14 protein-coding genes and 1 pseudogene are annotated in these 19,762 nt (G+C 65.0%); 9 read left to right on the top strand and 6 right to left on the bottom strand.

Translation table 11 applies throughout. From position 1 onward, the window contains the following. The first annotated feature begins 75 nt into the window (after nucleotides 1–75). Together obgE and proB are read left to right on the top strand one after the other, a co-directional pair. Nucleotides 76–1,527 carry a GTPase ObgE gene (obgE, locus tag MTX34_RS13100; RefSeq protein WP_243594053.1) on the top strand — a complete coding sequence of 484 codons (1,452 nt, stop codon included), beginning with the start codon at nucleotides 76–78 and terminating at the stop codon, nucleotides 1,525–1,527. Between the two features lie 62 nt (nucleotides 1,528–1,589). Beyond that, nucleotides 1,590–2,669: a glutamate 5-kinase gene (gene proB, locus MTX34_RS13095; RefSeq protein ID WP_374230249.1), complete on the top strand. Its 1,080-nt coding sequence runs from the start codon at nucleotides 1,590–1,592 to the stop codon at nucleotides 2,667–2,669. On the opposite strand, the gene MTX34_RS13090 is transcribed toward proB, so the two are convergent. The 6 genes and pseudogenes from MTX34_RS13090 to MTX34_RS13065 form a co-directional block, all read right to left on the bottom strand. Then, on the bottom strand, nucleotides 2,642–3,508 hold the full coding sequence (locus MTX34_RS13090; RefSeq protein WP_374230244.1) for a Sir2 family NAD-dependent protein deacetylase: 867 nt from the start codon (nucleotides 3,506–3,508) through the stop codon (nucleotides 2,642–2,644). The two genes, proB and MTX34_RS13090, sit on opposite strands and share 28 nt — an antisense overlap. A 104-nt stretch (nucleotides 3,509–3,612) precedes the next feature. Next, nucleotides 3,613–4,011 (bottom strand): ectoine synthase, encoded by a 399-nt coding sequence (locus MTX34_RS13085; RefSeq protein ID WP_243594051.1) that lies wholly within the window; start codon nucleotides 4,009–4,011, stop codon nucleotides 3,613–3,615. 40 nt (nucleotides 4,012–4,051) lie between these two features. Further along, nucleotides 4,052–5,311: a diaminobutyrate--2-oxoglutarate transaminase gene (gene ectB, locus MTX34_RS13080; RefSeq protein WP_374230248.1), complete on the bottom strand. Its 1,260-nt coding sequence runs from the start codon at nucleotides 5,309–5,311 to the stop codon at nucleotides 4,052–4,054. Nucleotides 5,312–5,377: 66 nt separating this feature from the next. Beyond that, a pseudogene (ectA, locus tag MTX34_RS13075) lies at nucleotides 5,378–5,878 on the bottom strand (diaminobutyrate acetyltransferase); the annotation flags it as partial. A gap of 176 nt (nucleotides 5,879–6,054) precedes the next feature. Beyond that, nucleotides 6,055–8,172, bottom strand: a complete 2,118-nt coding sequence (locus tag MTX34_RS13070; protein WP_243609706.1) for an ATP-dependent DNA helicase RecQ — start codon at nucleotides 8,170–8,172, stop codon at nucleotides 6,055–6,057. A 207-nt stretch (nucleotides 8,173–8,379) separates the two neighbouring features. Then, nucleotides 8,380–9,255, bottom strand: a complete 876-nt coding sequence (locus MTX34_RS13065) for a ribokinase (protein WP_243609705.1) — start codon at nucleotides 9,253–9,255, stop codon at nucleotides 8,380–8,382. A gap of 93 nt (nucleotides 9,256–9,348) precedes the next feature. Between MTX34_RS13065 and MTX34_RS13060 the strand changes: the two genes are divergently transcribed. From MTX34_RS13060 to MTX34_RS13030, 7 genes are all read left to right on the top strand, one after another. Beyond that, a complete protein-coding gene (locus MTX34_RS13060; protein WP_243609704.1) occupies nucleotides 9,349–10,614 on the top strand; it encodes an aspartate aminotransferase family protein in 1,266 nt (421 codons plus the stop codon). Further along, nucleotides 10,611–13,523: an FAD-binding and (Fe-S)-binding domain-containing protein gene (locus tag MTX34_RS13055; protein WP_243609703.1), complete on the top strand. Its 2,913-nt coding sequence runs from the start codon at nucleotides 10,611–10,613 to the stop codon at nucleotides 13,521–13,523. Before MTX34_RS13060 ends, MTX34_RS13055 begins: the two co-directional genes overlap by 4 nt. After that, entirely contained in the window at nucleotides 13,520–14,995 is a 1,476-nt protein-coding gene (locus MTX34_RS13050) for an NAD-dependent succinate-semialdehyde dehydrogenase (RefSeq protein WP_243609702.1), read from the top strand. Before MTX34_RS13055 ends, MTX34_RS13050 begins: the two co-directional genes overlap by 4 nt. A 15-nt stretch (nucleotides 14,996–15,010) precedes the next feature. Further along, a complete protein-coding gene (locus MTX34_RS13045) occupies nucleotides 15,011–15,724 on the top strand; it encodes a GntR family transcriptional regulator (protein WP_243594045.1) in 714 nt (237 codons plus the stop codon). A gap of 223 nt (nucleotides 15,725–15,947) precedes the next feature. Beyond that, a complete protein-coding gene (locus MTX34_RS13040; protein WP_374639611.1) occupies nucleotides 15,948–17,126 on the top strand; it encodes a M24 family metallopeptidase in 1,179 nt (392 codons plus the stop codon). A 2-nt stretch (nucleotides 17,127–17,128) separates the two neighbouring features. After that, complete coding sequence (locus tag MTX34_RS13035) at nucleotides 17,129–18,487, top strand: PLP-dependent aminotransferase family protein (RefSeq protein WP_279393218.1); 1,359 nt, start codon at nucleotides 17,129–17,131, stop codon at nucleotides 18,485–18,487. Continuing rightward, nucleotides 18,484–19,713: a M20 family metallopeptidase gene (locus MTX34_RS13030; RefSeq protein WP_243609700.1), complete on the top strand. Its 1,230-nt coding sequence runs from the start codon at nucleotides 18,484–18,486 to the stop codon at nucleotides 19,711–19,713. The genes MTX34_RS13035 and MTX34_RS13030 overlap by 4 nt, the downstream gene beginning before the upstream one ends. Nucleotides 19,714–19,762 lie beyond the last annotated feature (49 nt).

Below are 19,762 nucleotides of genomic sequence, written 5' to 3'. Positions count from 1 at the left end.
ACCAGGGTCACGAGACCGGTCCGCCCCTATCGCGTTTTTCTCCCGCTTTTTCTCCAGAAAGGATCGAAGACAGCTATGTCACGATTCATCGACCGCGTGGTGCTGCACGTCAGCGCCGGCAAAGGTGGCAACGGCTGCTCTTCGGTTCACCGCGAAAAGTTCAAGCCTCTCGGTGGCCCGGACGGTGGTAACGGCGGCCAGGGCGGCGGAGTCGTCTTCGTCGTCGACAGCAACGTCCACACTCTGCTCGACTTCCACTTCTCCAGCCACGCCAAGGCGGGCAACGGAACTCAGGGCATGGGTGGCAACCGGGAGGGTGCCAACGGCGAGGACCTGATCCTCAAGGTCCCCGACGGCACCGTCGTGCTCGACAAGAAGGGCAACGTGCTCGCCGACATGATCGGTGAGGGAACACGTTTCGACGCCGCTCCAGGCGGCCGCGGTGGCCTCGGCAACGCAGCTCTCGCATCGAAGGCTCGGCGTGCGCCCGGATTCGCGCTGCTCGGCGAAGAGGGCATCGAACGCGAACTCGTCCTCGAACTCAAATCCGTCGCCGATGTGGGCCTCGTCGGTTTTCCGTCGGCCGGTAAGTCGTCGCTGGTCTCGGTGCTGTCCGCAGCGAAGCCGAAGATCGCCGATTACCCCTTCACCACACTGGTGCCCAACCTCGGAGTGGTCTCCAGCGGCGACACCACCTTCACCGTCGCCGACGTTCCCGGGTTGATCCCCGGAGCGAGTCAGGGCCGAGGTCTGGGCCTCGACTTCCTGCGTCACCTCGAACGATGTGCCGTTCTCGCGCACGTCGTCGACTGCGCCACACTGGATCCCGGCCGCGATCCGATCTCCGACGTCGACGCCCTGGAAGCAGAACTGGCCGCATACAAGCCGGCGCTGTCCGGTGATGCCAGCCTCGGCGATCTTGCCGACCGCCCCCGCATCGTGGTGTTGAACAAGGCCGACATTCCCGAGGGTGCCGAGCTGGCCGAGATGGTGACCGCCGAATTCGAGTCCCGTGGCTGGCCCGTGTTCACCATCTCCGCGGTGACGCGCGCCGGTCTCAAGCCCCTGACGTTCGCACTGGCGAAGCTCGTGGAGGACTACCGCACAGCGCATCCGGCCCCCGAGCCGCGGCGTCAGGTGCTGCGTCCGGTTGCCAAGAACGACGACAGCTTCAAGGTCGTGAAGGATCCGGATATCCCGGACGGCTTCATCGTTCGCGGTACCCGACCGGAGCGGTGGGTACGCCAGACGCAGTTCACCAACGACGAGGCCGTGGGCTACCTCGCCGACCGTCTCGCGCGGCTCGGTGTCGAGGACGCACTCATCAAGGCCGGCGCTCAGCCCGGTGCTTCGGTCACCATCGGCGACGTGTCGTTCGATTGGGAGCCGCAGACTCCGGCCGGTGTCGAGATCACGATGACAGGACGTGGCACCGATGCTCGACTCGATCAGGTCGAGCGCATCGGCGCATCCGAACGCAAGCATGCCCGCCAGGTACGTCGCGGGCTCGATTCCGAACAGGAGTAGACGAGGTGTCGGTGCGTGAATCCGATTCGCCCGCAAAGGCTCTCACCGATACCCGTCGTACGATCGCCGATGCCAAGCGCATCGTGGTCAAGATCGGATCCTCGGCGCTCACCAGCCTCGACACCGGTCTGGATCTGGGTCGACTAGAGCTGCTCGCCGACGCCATCGAGACTCGGATGCGCAGCGGAACCGACGTGGTGGTCGTGTCCTCCGGTGCGATCGGTGCCGGAATGGCGCCGCTCGGCCTGACCAAGCGCCCACGAGACCTGGCGACCAAGCAGGCCGCCGCGAGCGTCGGTCAACTCGCCCTCGTTCATGCGTGGAGTTCGTCGTTCGACCGGTACGGGCGCACTGTGGGGCAGGTACTGCTGACCGCCGAGGACATCGCACGCCGAACCAACCATCGCAACGCCCAACGCACGTTGGACCGTTTGCGCTCGCTCGGTGCGGTCGCCATCGTCAACGAGAACGACACCGTCGCCACCGCGGAGATCCGGTTCGGCGACAACGATCGCCTGGCTGCTCTGGTCGCCCACCTCGTCGGCGCGGACGCACTGTTCCTGCTCTCGGACGTGGACGGGCTGTACGACGGTGATCCCCGCAAGGGCAAGGCGACACTGATCCCGGAGGTGACCAGCCCCGAGGATCTCGACGGCGTCGTCGCGGGATCCGGGGGAGCGCTCGGCACCGGCGGAATGGCCTCCAAGCTGTCCGCTGCACGTCTCGCGGCCGATGCCGGTGTTCCTGTGCTGCTGGCTGCGGCATCCGACGCCGAACACGCACTGACGACCTCCGAGGTGGGCACTGCTTTCGCCGCGCGCCCGACGCGATTGTCGGCTCGCAGGTTCTGGGTTCGTCACGCTGCCGACGCTGCGGGGGAGCTGCACCTCGACGCGGGGGCCGTGCGTGCGGTGGTGGAGCGGCGCCGGTCGTTGTTGTCCGCTGGTATCACGTCGGTGACGGGGTCCTTCCACGGTGGCGACGTCGTCTCGCTCGTCGACCACGTCGGCGCGCTGGTGGCCCGCGGGGTTGTCGCGTACGACTCGGGTGAGCTGGCCGGGATGCTCGGGCGGTCGACGGGGGAGTTGGCCGCGGAGCTACAGCGCCCGGTGGTTCACGCGGACGATCTGGTTCCTGCCTGATCGACGTCGTCGGCCAGAGCGGTTGCCACCTCCGAGCAGCCGGCATGCATTGTGAGAGAAGCGAATTCGTCACCGCGGGTGGTACCGCGATTGACGATGACGATGGGCTTGGAAGTCTTGGACGCGTGCCTGACGAACCGTAGGCCCGACATCACGGTCAGCGAGGATCCGAGCACCAGCAGCGCGTCGCTACGGTCGACGAGATCGTAGGCCTCGGCGACACGCGGCTTGGGAACGCTCTCACCGAAGTAGACGATGTCGGGTTTCAGCATGCCCGAACAGTGTTCGCAGTCGACCATCCGGAAATGCGCGGTCGACGAGATGATCGCGTCGGCGTCGGGTGCGATCTCGACGCCCTCCGCCGGTGCGACCGACTCGAGGAAACCGGGGTTGACGCTGTCGAGCCGTCGGGCGAGCTCGAAGCGCGAGATCAATCGCTCGCAGTTCAGGCAGCGAACTCGGGCGTAGACGCCGTGCAGGTCGATGACGTTCCGGCTGCCCGCCTTGGTGTGCAGCATGTCGACGTTCTGGGTGATGATGCCGGTGACGACGCCTGCCCGTTCGAGTCGGGCGAGTGCCCGGTGGCCGTCGTTGGGCACCGCTGCGTCCATGTGTCGCCAGCCGACGTGGTTTCTGGCCCAGTAGTGCCGACGAAATTCGGCGTCACCGACGAACTGTTGGAACGTCATCGGGTTCCGCGGTGGTGATTGTGGCCCGCGGTAATCGGGGATCCCCGAATCGGTGGACATCCCCGCACCGCTGATGACGGTGACCGTTCTGCCGTCGAGCACAGACGTCAGTTGCTCGTACAGTGCCGCGGACACAGTGGATGTATTCACTTCGTCCAGGATAGCGATCGAACACGGAACGAGCACCGTATCGACGACTCACGGCCCGCACCGACGCGGAAGCATCGGTACGGGCCGTGAGGGAAGTGCGACTGTTACGCGGGTACCTCTACGAGGGGGTACACGCCATTCTCGTCGTGTGTCTCGTTGCCGACGACGGGAGGGTTGAACACGCAGAGCATGCGCATTTTGGTACGCGGCTCGACGGTGTGGCGTTCGTGTCCGTTGAGCAGGTACATCGATCCCGCACCGAGCTCGTAGGTCTCGCCGGTCTCGCGGTCGGTGAGCGTTCCTTCGCCTTCGATCAGCCAGACGGCCTCGACGTGGTTGGCGTAGTGGAAGTTGTTCACCGTGCCGGCCTGGATCGTCGTCTCGTGGAACGAGAAGCCGACCTTGTCGCCGCCGAGAATGATTCTCTTGCTGCGCCAGTTACCGTCTTCGCTCTCGATGTCGCGATCGGTACCGGTGATCTCCTGTGTGGTGCGAACGATCATACGATGTCCTCCTTCGATGTCGGTTGGTGCGGACGGGCCGTCAGGAAAGCACCTTGGTGACGGCGCTCTCGATGACATCCAGACCGCGGTCGAGCTCGTCCATCGTCGTGGTCAACGGTGGGAGCAGCTTGACGACCTCGTCCTTCGGTCCTGCAGTCTCGACGAGCAGTCGCTCGTCGTAGCACAGCTGAGACACCTTGCCTGCCATCTCGGCGTCGTCGAACACCAGGGCCTGGACCATGCCGCGACCGCGGGTCGAGATGCCGTCGAACTTGGCGCAGAGCTTGATGAATCGATCCTGGATGTGCTCGCCCTTGGTGAGAATTTCCTTCTCGAAGGCATCGTCGGACCAGTAGTGGTCGATAGCTGCCTTGGCCGTGACGAACGACGGATTGAACCCGCGGAAAGTTCCGTTGTGCTCACCGGGCGACCAGACGTCGAGCTCGGGCTTGAACAGAGTCAGCGCCAACGGCATGCCGTAGCCGCCGATGGACTTGGACAGCGTGACGATGTCCGGGGTGATGCCGGCTTCCTCGAACGAGAAGAACTGCCCGGTACGGCCGCAGCCCATCTGGACGTCGTCGACGATCAGCAGGATCTCGCGTCGCGAGCAGAGCTCGGCCAGCGCGCGCAGCCACTCGGGACGCGCGACGTTGATGCCGCCCTCGCCCTGGATGGTCTCCACGATCACTGCAGCCGGGCGGTTGAAGCCGCTGCCGGAGTCGTCGAGAACTCGCTCGAACCACTGGAAATCCTCGGTGACGCCGCCGAAGTAGTTGTCGTACGGCATCGGGGTGGTGTGCACCAACGGGATTCCGGCGCCAGCTCGCTTCATCGAGTTGCCGGTGACCGACAGCGCGCCGAGTGTCATGCCGTGGAATGCATTGGTGAAGTTGATGATTGCCTCGCGGCCGGTGACCTTGCGGGCCAACTTCAGTGCCGCCTCGACGGTGTTGGTGCCCGTCGGTCCCGGGAACTGAACCTTGTAGTCCAAGCCGCGGGGGTCGAGGATGTTCTTCTTGAACGACTCGAGGAACTCACGCTTGGCAACGGTCGACATGTCGAGACCGTGCGTGATGCCGTCGCTGGTGATGTAGTCCACCAACGCGCTCTTGATCATGTCGTTGTTGTGGCCGTAGTTGAGTGCGCCTGCGCCACCGAAGAAGTCGAGGTAGTCGTTGCCGTCCTCGTCGGTGATCACCGAGTTCTTCGCGGTGGAGAACACGGCGGGCCACTGGCGGCTGTAGCTGCGTACGCCGGACTCGACGGTCTCGAATACATCGGGCTTCTCTGTTGTCACGGTGTTCTTTTCGGTCATGTTCTGCTTGTTCCTTTCGTAATTCCGCGACGCGTCGGGGCCTACTGTGTAGAGCTCCTCGGCTTCGTGGCTATCAGGGAAATCGTTGGGCGCGAACAAATCCGACCTGACGATGTCGGTGCCTCGCTTGCGAGCGAGGCTCGTGAAGGTTGCGATGGACGCTTCGTTGTCCGGGCTGATCGTCGTCTCCAGATGCGTGATGCCCTGTGGCTCGAGGCGGTCGAGCAGCTCCATCAGCATGCGACCGGCAAGTCCCTTGCCACGCTGGTCCGCATCCACGGCGACCTGCCACACGAACAGTGTGCGGGGGGCGTCCTGGCGGATGTATCCGGTGACGAAACCGACTGCGCGGCCGTCGATGTCGGATACGACGGTGGTGGCCGCGAAATCGCGGCACCACAACACGTACGAGTAGCTGGAGTTGAGGTCCAGAACTCGCGAATCTCTTGCGATCTCCCAAAGCCGGACTCCGTCGGAGATCTGTGGCTTACGAAACTTCACTGCGTCCGGCGCAGTGACTGGGGTACTTCTCAGCAATGCGGGCTTCATGGGAAATACAAACGTAACAAGGTCGTCGTGGCATATCGAGCGTGCTCGGAAATCGACCTCCGAATCGGACATGCATCCCCAGGTTAACCGCCGAATGTGATGATGGTCACATTGTTGTGACCCGGCTGGCTGTACCCGCATTCACGAAATTCAAACCACGTGCTTCCCGCGAGCCGCTATTTCGGTGTCGCCAGTGCGAACGGCAGCACCGCCTGTGCACCGGCAGATCGCAGAGCCGAGTTGGCGCACGTGAACGTCCATCCCGTATCGGTGACCAGATCTATCAACAGAATCGGCCCCGTCACGGACGATACGTCCGGAACGTCCCACGAGTCCACCAGCCCGGCGACGCGAAACGCCGAATTCGCAGCCGAGACCGGCGGATGACCCGCCCTGACCTGCATCACACCGAGATCGCTCAATTTTCCGACGGACGCCAACCGCTCGGCGATCGACCGCACCAGCACAGGATGGGTGGGGGAGTCGAGAGCGAGAACGGCGGTGGGCCGTTCCTTCCAATCCCAGTTGGCAAGCACAGTGATGCACGCCTTCTCCAACGCCTCGGTGGCCGGAGCATCGGGAGCGTCGAGCAGGGCGCGCAGCCGGCTGCCCCAACCCAGGTCGGTGAGTCGGCCCAGCACGCGCCCGGGTTCGTGTGGGTCGGCGATCTTGCCCGAGAGCGAGACGCCGAGCTTCTTCATCCCGCTGGGCCACTGCTTTCTCGGCTGCAGGTCGATGCCGGGCCGATCCAGTCGTGCCCTCGCCGAGTCGACGGAGGCCGCATCCACCGATGCGGACAAATGCTCACCCGTGCAGTTGTCGCACCGTCCGCACCGGTCGGACTCGCTGCCGGGTGCGCCCAGATCCGGGTCGTCGAGTTGCCTCCGCAAGAACTCCATCCGGCAGCCGTCGGTGCCCTGGTAGTCGATCATTGCCTGCTGTTCGCGGTCTCTGGCCTCTTCGAGACGCTCGTACCGGGCCGCGTCGTACGTCCACTGCTCCCCGGTCGCCATCCAACCGCCACGAACGCGTCTGACCGCGCCGTCGACGTCGAGAACCTTCAGCACCATCTCGAGCCTGCTGCGACCCAGCTCGACGAGAGGTTCCAGCGCCTGGGTCGACTGGGCCTTGTCGGTGTTCAAGGCATCGATGACCTGCCGCACCAGATGTTCGCGAGGGAATGCGACGGAGGCGAAGTAGCTCCAGATCTGCCTGTCCTCGTGGCCGGGAAGCAGCACCACGTCGGCGCGTTCCGTCGCGCGCCCGGCACGGCCGACCTGCTGGTAGTACGAAATCGGAGACGATGGTGCTCCCATGTGCACCACGAATCCGAGATCGGGCTTGTCGAAGCCCATGCCCAGTGCGGAGGTGGCGACCAGGGCCTTGACGCGATTGGCGAGCAGGTCGCCCTCCAGAGACTCGCGTTCGGTCGGGTCCGTCTGACCGGTGTACGACGCCACGACGTGGCCTTGATCGGTCAGCAGCGCTGCGAGGTCCTTGGCTGCCGATACCGTCAGTGTGTAGATGATGCCCGACCCCGGCAGCGTCTTCAGGTGGTCGCCGAGCCACGCCGCCCGTTCGGTGGCGTTGTCGATCTTCACCACAGCCATGCGCAGAGAGTCTCGCGCGAGCCCGCCGCGCAGGACAAGCGTGTCGCCGCCGCCGACCCCCAATTGTGCGGCGACGTCGTTCACCACGCGGTCGTTTGCCGTCGCAGTGGTCGCGAGCACGGGGATACCCTCACGCAACTCGGCGATCAGTGTTCGTATGCGTCGATAGTCGGGCCGGAAGTCGTGGCCCCAGTCCGAGACGCAATGTGCTTCGTCCACCACGACGAGGCCCGCATCCCCGGCAAGGGACGGCAGCACTTGATCGCGAAAATCCGGATTGTTCAGTCGTTCGGGACTGACCAGCAGGACATCGAGGTCGCCCGACGCGACCTGCTGATGGATGTCGTCCCATTCGGTCATGTTGCCGGAGTTGATGGTGGCCGCCCGGACGCCTGCCCGCTCGGCGGACGCAACCTGGTTGCGCATCAACGCCAACAGTGGGGACACGATCACCGTCGGCCCCAAGCCCTGTGCGCGCAACAGCTTCGCCGCGATGAAGTAGACAGCCGATTTGCCCCAACCGGTCCGCTGCACCACCAGCGCTCGCCGCCGGTGCACGACGAGAGCCTCGATGGCCGTCCACTGGTCTTCCCGCAGCACAGCGTCGGGGCCGGCGAGTTCGCGCAGCAACTCCTCGGCGCTCTCGCGCAAGTTCCCGGTCGTAGGCTCCGTGGTCGTTGTCATGGGCTCCATCGTGCAGTAAGCGTCCGACATGGAACGCGGGCCGGTGGGAAACGGTCGTACTCTGCAGCTCGAGCGAATCAGCGAGAGTCGATCCGGATTCCGAATCGATGCCGGCCGACACGGGACCCGTGCACCCTGCACCTCGATTCCGAGGCCATCACGGTAGGCGCGTCCGTCTCGGCAGTCGGGGTTCGTCGACGTTCGGGCCTATCGTCGGGTGGCCGCGTCCCGCACTGCGTCGATCTCGTCACGAGTGCCCGAGGATGCGCTCGCGCCCGGTCTGGTCGCAGCGAAAGAGCCCGCGGCGCAGGCCCATTCGACCGATGCGCGCGGTCCGCTGAACCAGGACGCGGCCAGGGCTCCGGCGAATGCGTCGCCGGCACCGGTGGTGTCGACGGCGTCGACGCGTGGCGCGGAGACCTCGAACGATTCCGTGCCGCGGTATCGGGCGCCCCGTGCACCGAGTGTGGTGATCACGTGGGGCACCTCGTTCACCCGGTGTCCGAGACGAGCTTCCTCGGCTTCGTTGACCACCAGTACCTCGGTGGCTGCCACCAGTGCGTCGGGCAGATCCCGCACCGGCGACGGGTTCAGCATCGTCACCACGCCGCGAGAGCGTGCGTACTCGAATGCGGCGACCACGGTGTCCAGGGGAATCTCCAACTGACACAGGAGGATATCGGCCTCGGCGATGACTGCGAGGTCGTCTTCGGTGAGGTCGCGCACGTGTTGGTTGGCCCCGGGAACGACGACGATGCTGTTCTCGGCCCGATCGTCGACGGTGATGGCGGCGATGCCGCTCGAACCCGCTGCCGTACGTAGTGCGCGGTCGTCGACGCCCGCGCTCGAGACGGTGTGTCGCAGTGTCGCTCCGAATTCGTCGTCCCCGACCGCTCCGATGAACGCCACCGAAACGCCTGCCTTCGCGGCGGCGATGGCCTGGTTGGAGCCTTTGCCGCCGGGCGATGTGGTGAACGATGTGCCGAGCACGGTTTCGCCGGGATCGGGCAGGGACGGCGTCCGGGTGATCAGATCCATGTTGACGCTGCCGAGCACGACGATGCGGGGGTTCGAGGCGGACATCGCCGAACTGTAGCGCTCCGCTGGTTGCCCCGATTCTCAGCTGCCAATTGCAGATTGTTGACAATCCGAATCTGTTCGGTGACGATGGCAGTCATGACAGCGTCGACTCGCACCCACCTCAGCCCGGCACTCAAGCAGGCGACTCCGATCGTCGTCGATCACGGAAAGGGCAGCTGGATCATCGGTACGGACGGGCGCAAGTACCTCGACTTCACCACCGGGATCGGCGTCACCAGTACCGGTCACTGCCACCCGCGCGTGGTCGAGGCTGCCCGAGAGCAGGTGGGCAAGATCATCCACGCGCAGTACACGACCGTCATGCACCAACCGCTGCTCGCGTTGACCGACAAGCTGGGCGAGGTGTTGCCCGCCGGTCTGGACAGTGTCTTCTATGCGAACTCCGGCTCCGAGGCCGTCGAGGCATCGATTCGGTTGGCGCGCATGGCGACCGGACGGCCCAACATCATTGCGTTCCACGGGGGATTCCACGGACGCACGGTGGCGGCGGCGTCGCTGACCACCGCGGGCACCAAGTTCCGTTCCGGATTCTCGCCGATCATGGGCGGCGTGCACATCGCGCCGTTCCCGTACGCCTTCCGGTACGGCTGGGACATGGACACCGCAGTTGCCTTCGCGCTGAAGGAACTCGACTACCTGCTCATGACGATGTCCAGTCCCGCCGATACCGCTGCGTTCATCATCGAACCGGTACTCGGCGACGGCGGCTACCTGCCCACGCCTCCCGAGTTTCTCGAGGGACTCCGCGAACGCGCGGACACCCATGGCATCGTCCTCATCGTCGACGAGGTGCAAGCAGGAGTCGGCCGCACCGGCAAGTTCTGGGGGCACCAGCATTCGACGATCACACCAGACATCGTCATCACCGCAAAAGGCCTGGCCAGCGGCTTCCCCATCTCCGCTATCGCGGCATCGACCGAGTTGATGGGCAAGGCGTGGCCCGGATCGCAGGGCGGAACCTACGGCGGCAACGCCGTCGCCGCTGCGGCGGGTGTCGCGACGCTCGATGTCGTGCGCGAGGAGGGGCTGGTCGCCAACGCGGCAGCGCAGGGCGACGTTCTGCTCGACGGCCTGCTCGCACTGAAGTCGGAGCACGCTGCCATCGGCGATGCACGTGGACTCGGCTTGATGCAGGCACTCGAATTCGTCGACGGCGCAGGAAATCCGGACGCTGCGGCCGCCCTGCGCGTACAACAGGGTGCGATCGACGAGGGGCTGTTGCTGCTCACCTGTGGTGCGCTCGGCAACGTGGTCCGGATCATCCCGGCGCTGATCGTGAGCGACGACGAGATGCGGCAGGGCCTCGACGCATTGTCGCGCACGCTGAAGAACGTGCTGTGACGGCTGCTTCCGTTCGGTCTCCAGTTCCGGCACTCGTGCAGCGCGTGCTGGAATTGGGCATCGAGATCGACGACTCGTCGCGGCGGCTCGCCGAGTACTCGTACGACGCGTCGAACTACCGAATTCCCCCTGCGGCCGTCGTCTTCCCGCGCAGCGCCGACGACGTTGCTGCCGTAGTGGTTCTGTGCGAGGCCGCGGGAGTGCCGGTCATCGGTCGCGGCGGCGGAACGTCCATGGCAGGCAACGCGATAGGCCGCGGAATCGTGCTCGACTTCTCCCGCCACATGAATCGCGTGATCTCGGTGGACACCGACTCGCGGACGGCGGTGGTGGAACCGGGAATCGTGATCTCGGAGTTGCAGCGGGAGCTGGTGGCGCGTACGTCGGGGTCGTTCACGTTCGCCCCCGACCCGTCCAGCAAGACACGCGCGACAGTAGGCGGGGCTGTCGGTAACGACGCATGCGGCAATCACTCGGTGCGATACGGCCGGACGGCCGACCACACGGTGGCCATGGACGTGGTCACCGCCGACGGGCATCTTCTTCGCGTGACCCGTAGCGGTGTGGAGGCAGTGAATTCGGAGGATTCGGCAGCAACCGATGCGGCCGAACGTATTTCGCGCGAGCTGCACGAGCTGGCGGCGGACAACCTCGCTCTCTTCAGGGTGGAGTTGGGCCGCATACCGCGACAGGTCTCCGGATTTCATCTGTCGCATCTACTGCCCGAGAACGGATTCGACGTCGCCCGTGCGCTCGTCGGCAGCGAGGGCACGTGCGCGGTGATCGTCTCGGTCACCGTCGCCGTCGTACCCGTGCCTTCGGCCGCGTTGTTGCTCTGCCTCGGATACGACGATGTGGTGGCTGCTGCAGCCGACGTGACGGCCATTCTCGAGTTCTCGCCTGCCGCGGTGGAGGGTATCGACGACAACATCGCGCAGACGATGGAGTACCGGCGCGGACCGGATTCCATCCGCGGTCTGCCGGCGGGAAACGCCTGGCTCTACGTCGATCTCGACGGAGCCGACACCGCCGAGGTGGAGGACAAGGCCGCTCGTCTGCTCGAGGCGCTCGGTCGCCTCGGCCGCGTCAAGGAAGGCCGCATCGTCGCCGACCCGGCCGATCGAACAGCGCTGTGGCGGGTACGCGAGGACGGCGCCGGTCTGGCGACCCGCCTGTCCAGTGGGGTCGAGTCCTGGGGTGGCTGGGAGGACGCGGCCGTCGCACCCGAGAACCTGTCCGCTTATCTCGCCGATCTCAATTCGCTTCTGGCCGAGCATGATCTGACGGGCGTGATGTACGGGCACTTCGGTGCGGGGTGCATGCACGTGCGCATCACGTTCGATCAGCGCACCGATGCCGGGCGTCGAGTGATGTACGACTTCCTGCGCGCCGCCGCGCGGGTGGTGGTCAAGCACGGCGGCAGTCTGTCCGGTGAGCACGGTGACGGCCGGGCCCGCTCGGAGCTGTTGCCGGTGATGTACTCACCCCGCATGCTCGACGCGTTCGCGCGGTTCAAGCGCATCTGGGATCCACGCGGGATTCTCAACCCGGGGTCGATCACCGACCCCGAACCGATGATGGACAACCTCATGCTGCAGGGCATCCCGAAGCGGGAATGGAAGACGACCTTCGATCTGCACCAGATCGGAACGCGAGAGGATCTGGATCCTTTCGTTCACGCCACCCAATCGTGTGTCGGTGTCGGTAAGTGCCGCACCACCTCCGGAGGCGTCATGTGCCCGAGCTTCCGCGCGACGGGCGACGAGAAGGATTCCACTCGCGGCCGCGCCCGAGTGCTGCAGGAGATGGTGCGCAGCTCGCCGACCGTCGCCGACGGGTGGGCCTCGAAGGACGTGGCAGAGTCGTTGGACCTGTGCCTGTCCTGCAAGGCCTGTTCCTCGGACTGCCCGGTCGGAGTCGATATGGCGACGTACAAATCGGAGTTCCTCGATCATCACTACGCGGGTCGGGTGCGACCACTCTCGCACTATTCGCTGGGCTGGTTGCCTCGCTGGCTGAAGGTGACGCAGCGAACGGCACCCCTGCTCAATCGTCTGCTCACCCCGCGCATCGCAGCGTTGGCCGCTCGACTCGGTGGGCTCACCACCGAGCGGCCGCTGCCCCGATTCGCATCGGCGAAGGCACTGGCTCGCGAAGTCCGTGTAGGAGGTGGCCGCGACGCCGATGTCGTGCTGATCGTCGACACCTTCACCCAGGGTTTTCGACCCGAGGTCGCGGGCGCGGCGCAGCGCGTGCTCGAGGATTCGGGTCGCAGCACCGACTGCCGGACCGACGTGTGCTGTGGGCTGACCTGGATTTCGACGGGTCAGCTGAAGGCCGCCCGCAAGCAACTCACGAAAGCCGTTGCCGCTCTCGACGACGGCACCGACCGACCCATCGTCGTCACCGAACCGAGCTGTGCGGCGGCGTTCCGCAAGGACATGCCGGAGCTGGTTCCCACTGCGGCAGCGAGACGGGTCGCGGCGCGGGTGCAGAGTTTCGCGGGAGCGGTGATCGATCAGGCCGAGACCGGGTGGGCACCGTCGGGTGAGGTTCCCGCCTCGGTCACCGTGCAGACCCACTGCCACGAATACGCGGTGTTCGGCAACGCCACCCAGCGCACGGCGTTGGCGGCCGTTGGTATCGAGGCGGTACGGGAAGCTACCGGGTGCTGCGGCGTGGCAGGCAATTTCGGCTTCGAGAAGCGTCACTACGAGCTCAGCATGGAGGTTGCCGAACAGGCCCTCGCGCCTGCACTGCGTGAGGCCGAGCCGGACACGCCGATTCTGACCGACGGATTCAGCTGCCACATGCAGGTGCGTCAACTCACCGGTGATCCGACGAGCGGTGCGTCCGTACACCTGGCGCAGATACTCGACCCACGTTCGACGAAAGGACCGCGGCCATGACCGCCAGTTCGACCTCCAGCCTCACTCGCCCTACCATCACTGCTCCGACCGAACTGTTCATCGGAGGCGAGTGGACGGCCGCAGCATCGGATGCCCGGTTCGACGTGATCGACCCCGCCAGTGGTGAGGTCATCGCCAGCGTCGCCGACGGCGGCATCGACGATGCCGAGAAGGCCATGGCTGCGGCGGTCGCCGCAGCCTCCGACTGGGCCGCGACGCCGCCGCGGGCACGTAGCGAAATCCTCCGTACCGCATACGAATTGATCATGGCGCGGCAAGAGGAGCTCGCCGCGATCATCACGGCAGAAATGGGTAAGCCGTTGGCCGACGCTCGTGGTGAGGTGGCGTACGGTGCAGAGTTCTTCCGCTGGTTCTCCGAGGAAGCGGTGCGCATCTCGGGCGATCACACCCTCACCGGTGATGGCAAGAACCGCATCGTGGTCACCCGCGCACCGGTGGGGCCGTGCATCCTCGTCACTCCGTGGAACTTCCCCCTGGCCATGGGAACTCGCAAGATCGGCCCGGCCTTGGCGGCCGGCTGCACCGTCGTGTTCAAACCCGCCGAACAAACGCCGCTGACAGCGCTGGCGCTCGCCCGGATACTCGAGGATGCGGGTGTTCCGACAGGAGTGGTCAACGTTGTGACCACCACCGACGCGTCGGGCGTGGTGGGCTCGTGGATGAGGGGCGGTGCGGCCCGCAAGATCAGCTTCACCGGATCGACTGCCGTGGGCAAGATCCTGCTCGAGCAAGCTGCATCGACGGTGATGCGCACGTCGATGGAGCTCGGCGGCAACGCACCCTTCATCGTCATGGACGACGCGGACGTCGGACGCGCTGTCGACGGTGCCATGGTCGCCAAGATGCGCAACATGGGGGAGGCATGCACCGCGGCCAACCGGTTCTTCGTACACCGCAGTGTCACAGCGCAGTTCGCGGAGCAGCTCGCCGAGCGCATGGGTGCGCTGACGGTGGGGGCCGGTAGTGCGCACGGTACCGAGGTGGGTCCGCTGATCGACGACGCGGGCCGCACCAAGGTTCAGACACTCGTCGACGACGCCCTCGGGCGTGGCGCGCGTGCCGTCGTCGGGGGAGCGGCTCCGGACGGGCCCGGCTACTTCTATCCTCCGACGGTCCTCACCGACGTCGACGCGGCCTCGGATCTGATGTCTCAGGAAATCTTCGGACCGGTGGCCGCAATCGTCCCGTTCGACACCGAGGACGAGGTGATCGCCCTGGCGAACGACACCGAGTGGGGACTCGTCGGGTATGTGTTCACCCAGGACATCGACCGGGCTCTACGGATGGGGGAGCGCCTGGAGGTGGGCATGGTCGGTCTCAACACCGGGTTGGTCTCGAATCCGGCTGCGCCGTTCGGTGGCGTCAAACAGTCCGGACTCGGCCGCGAAGGCGGAAAAGTCGGAATAGACGAGTTTCTGGAGTACAAATATTTCGCCATTCCCCGAGGCTGAGAGAGGTTTTCGATCATGCCCAGTTCGAGACGATTGACGCCCATCGACGCACGCAACACGTCGATGGTCATTGCCGACCAGATTCGCGACCGCATCATCGACGGGTCCTACGCTCCGGGGGAGCAGATCAACGAGGCCAACGTCGCTGCGGAACTCGAGATCTCGCGGGGACCGGTGCGGGAGGCGCTACAGCGCCTCAATCAGGAGGGGCTGCTCGTCAGCTACCGGAATCGAGGCGTGTTCGTCGTCGAGCTGAGCAGTGAGGATGTCACCGAGATCTACGAATCCCGCGCGGCGATCGAGGTCGGTGCCGCATGGACTCTGGTGCACGGGGATCGCGCCCACTTGGTGTCGGTGGCCGACGAGCTCTCGGCCATCGTGATGCAGATGCAGCCGTTCATCGATCGCGCAGATTGGCGAGGTCTTGCCGAACGAGATCTGGCGTTTCACACTGCCCTGGTCGGGGCGACGCGTAACAGCCGGATGTCGCGAATGTACGCCACGCTCGCTGCGGAGGCGCGTATCTGCATGGCCAACCTCGAAACCGCGTACTACCGGCCCGAGGCGTTGGTGGAGGAACACCAGCTGATCGTCGACCTGTTGCTCGGTTCGGATTGGGACGCATTGGAAAAGGGCGTGCACGAGCACATGGACACCGCTATCCACGACCTGACCCGTGCCATGGTCGAGGAGCAGGCCGAACACTCGGCTTTGGCCACGCCGGGATAGTCACCGGCCCCGCAACACAGCATTTACATCCGAAGTCTTGCGCACCCCTCACATCAGCGCTTAGCCTGATTGTCAACAATCTACTAAATCGACCCCACCGAAGGGGGTGCCCGTGAACGACTCACCCGACGCCGCCTACGTCACCGCACTCGGACCCGACGAGACCACAGGACGGGCCGCTCCCGGCCTGGCTCGGTACCCCGATGTTCCGAACAGCACGCCGATCACGTTCACCGACGAGGAGTACGCCGCCCGGCTCGCTGCCGTCCGAGAGCGGATGGCAGCGCAGCACCTCACGGCGCTGATCGTCACCGATCCCGCCAATCTCTACTACCTGCTGGGGTACAACGCGCTCTCGTTCTACACCCCGCAGATGCTGTACGTGCCTCTCGACGGCGAGATGTACTTCTTCGCCCGTGAGATGGACGCCAACGGAGCGTTTCGCACGTCGTGGCTGCCGCAGGATCGGACGTTCGGCTACCCCGAAACGTTCGTGCAGCGCAGGGACACTCACCCCTTCGTCTGGGTTGCCGCGAAGCTGCGTGAACTGGGACTGGTGAACAACTTCGAGCACGGCCAGGTGGGTCTGGAGATGGACTCGTACTACTTCAGTCCCAAGGCATTCGAGGCCCTGGTGAAGTCGCTGCCCGAATACCGCTTCACCGACTCCTACGAGCTCATCAACTGGGTACGTGTGGTCAAGTCGCCCGCGGAGATCGCCCTGATGCGCGGTGCCGCGACGGTCTGCGAAGCAGCGATGTCGGCTGCGTACCAGTCGATCTCGGTCGGTGAACGGCAGTGCGACGCGGCCGCCGCCATCATGAACGCACAGGTGCGCGGCACCGCGGAGTTCGGCGGCGACCATCCGGCCATCGTGCCGATGCTGCCCACCGGAGCCGGAGCCGACACCCCGCATCTGACCTGGTCGCACCAACCCTTCGTGCGGGGCGAGACCACCGTCGTCGAACTGGCCGGGGTGTTCCGGCGCTACCACATCCCGATGGCACGCACGATCGTGCTCGGAAAGCCAAGTCCGCGTTTGGATTACCTCGCCAAGTCCACCGGAGAAGCATTGAACGACGTGCTTGCGACCGTGCGGGCCGGCGTCACCGCCACCGACCTGGCGCAGGTATGGAACACGAGCTTGGCCAAGCACGGACTGCACAAGCCGTCGCGCATCGGCTACTCGATCGGCATCGCCTACGCACCCGACTGGGGTGAGCGCACCGTGAGCCTGCGAACCGACGACGAGACGGTACTCGCCGAGAACATGACCTTCCACATCATCGGCGGAATGTGGATGGACGACTACGGATACGAGGTATCCGAGGCCGTTCGCGTCACCGAGAACGGCCTCGAAACCTTCACCGCGTACCCCCGAGAACTACTGACGAAGGAGTGAGCATGACCGCATCCACCCAAGGTCGTTCCGCAGGCTCCACTCCTGCCCCAACCGGTCGTTCCGCAGGCTCCACTCCTGCCACCCAAAATCGTTCCGCAGGCTCCACTCCTGCCGCAAAGGGTCGTTCCGCAGGCTCCACTCCTGCCATTCCCTGGGCCCTCCGAACCGACAAGCTGGTCGGGTCCGTGATCGACTCGTCGACATCGCTGCTCGCCGCACAGAAACACGACATCGTTCGATTCGCAATGGGATCGCCTGCGGCCGAGACGGTTCCGGCTGCGGCGTTCACCGAGATCGCCGGCAGTGTGCTCACCGCGGACGCGTTCGACTACGGTGCCACCGAAGGCGACCCCGGCCTGCTCGATGCGTTGCTCTCCTATCTCGATTCGGTGGGCGAACCCACGTCCGAGGAGCGTGTGGTGATCACCTCCGGCGGAATGCAGGGGCTCGACATCGCATGCAAGTTGTTCATCGATCCGGGTGACCTGGTTATCGTCGAAAGTCCCACGTACACCAACGGAACCGCCACCGTGCTCAGCTACGGAGGCGACATTCTCGAAGCCCCGATGGACAGTGACGGCCTCATCGTCGAGGCGTTGCCCGAGCTCGTCGAGCGCGCAGGTCGACTACCGAAGATGATCTACGTCATCCCCAACTTCCAGAACCCGTCCGGGGTCACCCTGTCGCTCGAACGTCGACGGCTGCTCATCGAGCTTGCACACCAGTGGGGTTCGGTGATTCTGGACGACGATCCGTACGGCCTGCTCCGATTCTCGGGTGATCCGATTCCCAGTTTCGGCGCGCTCAGTCCGAACGATCCGTTGATCTTCTCGGTACGGACCTTTTCCAAGATGATCGCTCCTGGCCTGCGAGTGGGCTGGGTGGACGCCGCCCCCGAGGCTCGGCACATGATCATCAACGCCAAACAGGCCATGGACACGTGCACCAATCTGCCCGGTCAGCGGATGGTGGCCGAGTACATCCGGCGCGGCCTGCTCGACGAGCATCTTCGATCGTTGGCCTCGGTGTACCTGCCCCGCAAGGTCGCGATGCAGAACAGCATCGCCAAGCACTTCGGCGAGTCGATGTCGACGACGGATCCCGAGGGAGGGTTCTTCCTCTGGGCGACGTTGCGCGGCAACGATGTCGACTTCTCGACGCAGGACCTGTTCGAAACGGCGCTGGCCGAGGGAGTGGCCTACATTCCCGGACCGGCGTTGTCGGTGGGCGGAAAGTTCCATGATTCGCTGCGGCTGTGCTTCGCCTCGTCCACTCCCGAACGAATCGACGAGGGAATCAGACGGCTCGCTGTGGCGGTGGAGAAGTCCAAGCACCTGCTGGCCTCCGACCCCACTCGATGACGGTCACGAGTTCCGAACGGACCCTGCTCGATTCGATAGACGCGCAGGAAATCGTTTCTCTGACTACGTCGTTGATCGACGCGGGCGGTGAGAATCCGGGTGACACCGAAGAAGCGACGGCGAAAGTTCTTGCCGAACACTGTCGGGCACTGGGATTCGACGTTCGGACTGTCGAGGTAGCTCCTGGCAGGCCCAACGTCTTCGTGTCGATCGGATCGGCCGAGCGACCAGGTGTGCTGTTCGTCGGTCATTCCGACGTGGTTCCCGCAGGAACGGGCTGGACCACGGACCCCTTCTCCGCGGTGGTCAGGGATGGCCGCATCGTCGGTCGCGGGGCCTGCGATATGAAGGGCGGCCTGGCCGCGGTGGTGGCGGCGATGGCCGCAGTGCATCGTGCAGGGCTTGCGGACGAGCATCCGATGACTCTGGCCTGTCTGGTCGACGAGGAGGACACCGGCCTCGGTATCCGAGCGTTCGTCGCCGAGTCGGAGCAACGAAATTACAGTTGCTGCGTGGTGGCAGAGCCGACGGACCTGGTCACGATCGTCGGGTGCCGAGGTGCGGCGAATATCGAGATCGAAGTTCGGGGCCGGTCTGCGCATGCGGGGCAGCCGCGCAACGGAGCCAACGCCATCTCGGCCGCAGCGCGGATCATCGGGATCATCGAGGGCTCGCAGGCGGAGTTGGATGCCAACCCCGACCCCGATCTGGGCCCGGCCACCTGGAATGTGGGGACGATCGAGGGAGGCACGGGCACCTCGATGGTTGCCGACCGGTGTGTGCTCACCGTCGATCGTCGGCTCCTGCCGGGTGAGAGCGCTGCCGGTGTGGTCGGCGACCTGCGGTCGCGCATCGAATCGGCGGAACTGACCGGCTCCGGAATCGATGTCGACATCACGATCTCGATGGAAATGCCGGGGTATTTGACCAGCGTGAACCACGGATTGGTCACCACCGCAGTGCAATCGGTCATAGACGCCCGATTTGTACCGAATGGTCGTTCCGCGGGCTCCACTCCTGCCGAATTAACTGACATTTGGACCGCATCGTGCGATGGTGGTTTCGTGGCACATCAGATGGGTATCGACACCGTCGTGCTCGGTCCGGGGGAGATCGAAAACCAGGCACATCGGCCGGACGAATCGGTGGCCGTGCAGCAATTGACCGACAGCGCAAGGGCGTACGCGTTGATCGCCACCAGAATTGCTGCGCTACCAGGGCTTTAGCTTTGCCGGAGGGGGTTGGCCGAAAGGCATGTTCCCTATCGTCGTAATG

The organism is Rhodococcus sp. ARC_M5 (assembly GCF_022810405.1).
Classification (GTDB): Bacteria; Actinomycetota; Actinomycetes; order Mycobacteriales; family Mycobacteriaceae; genus Rhodococcoides; species Rhodococcoides navarretei.
The sequence above is the reverse complement of the archived record's forward strand: the minus strand, read 5'-3'. Positions and strand labels throughout refer to the sequence as shown.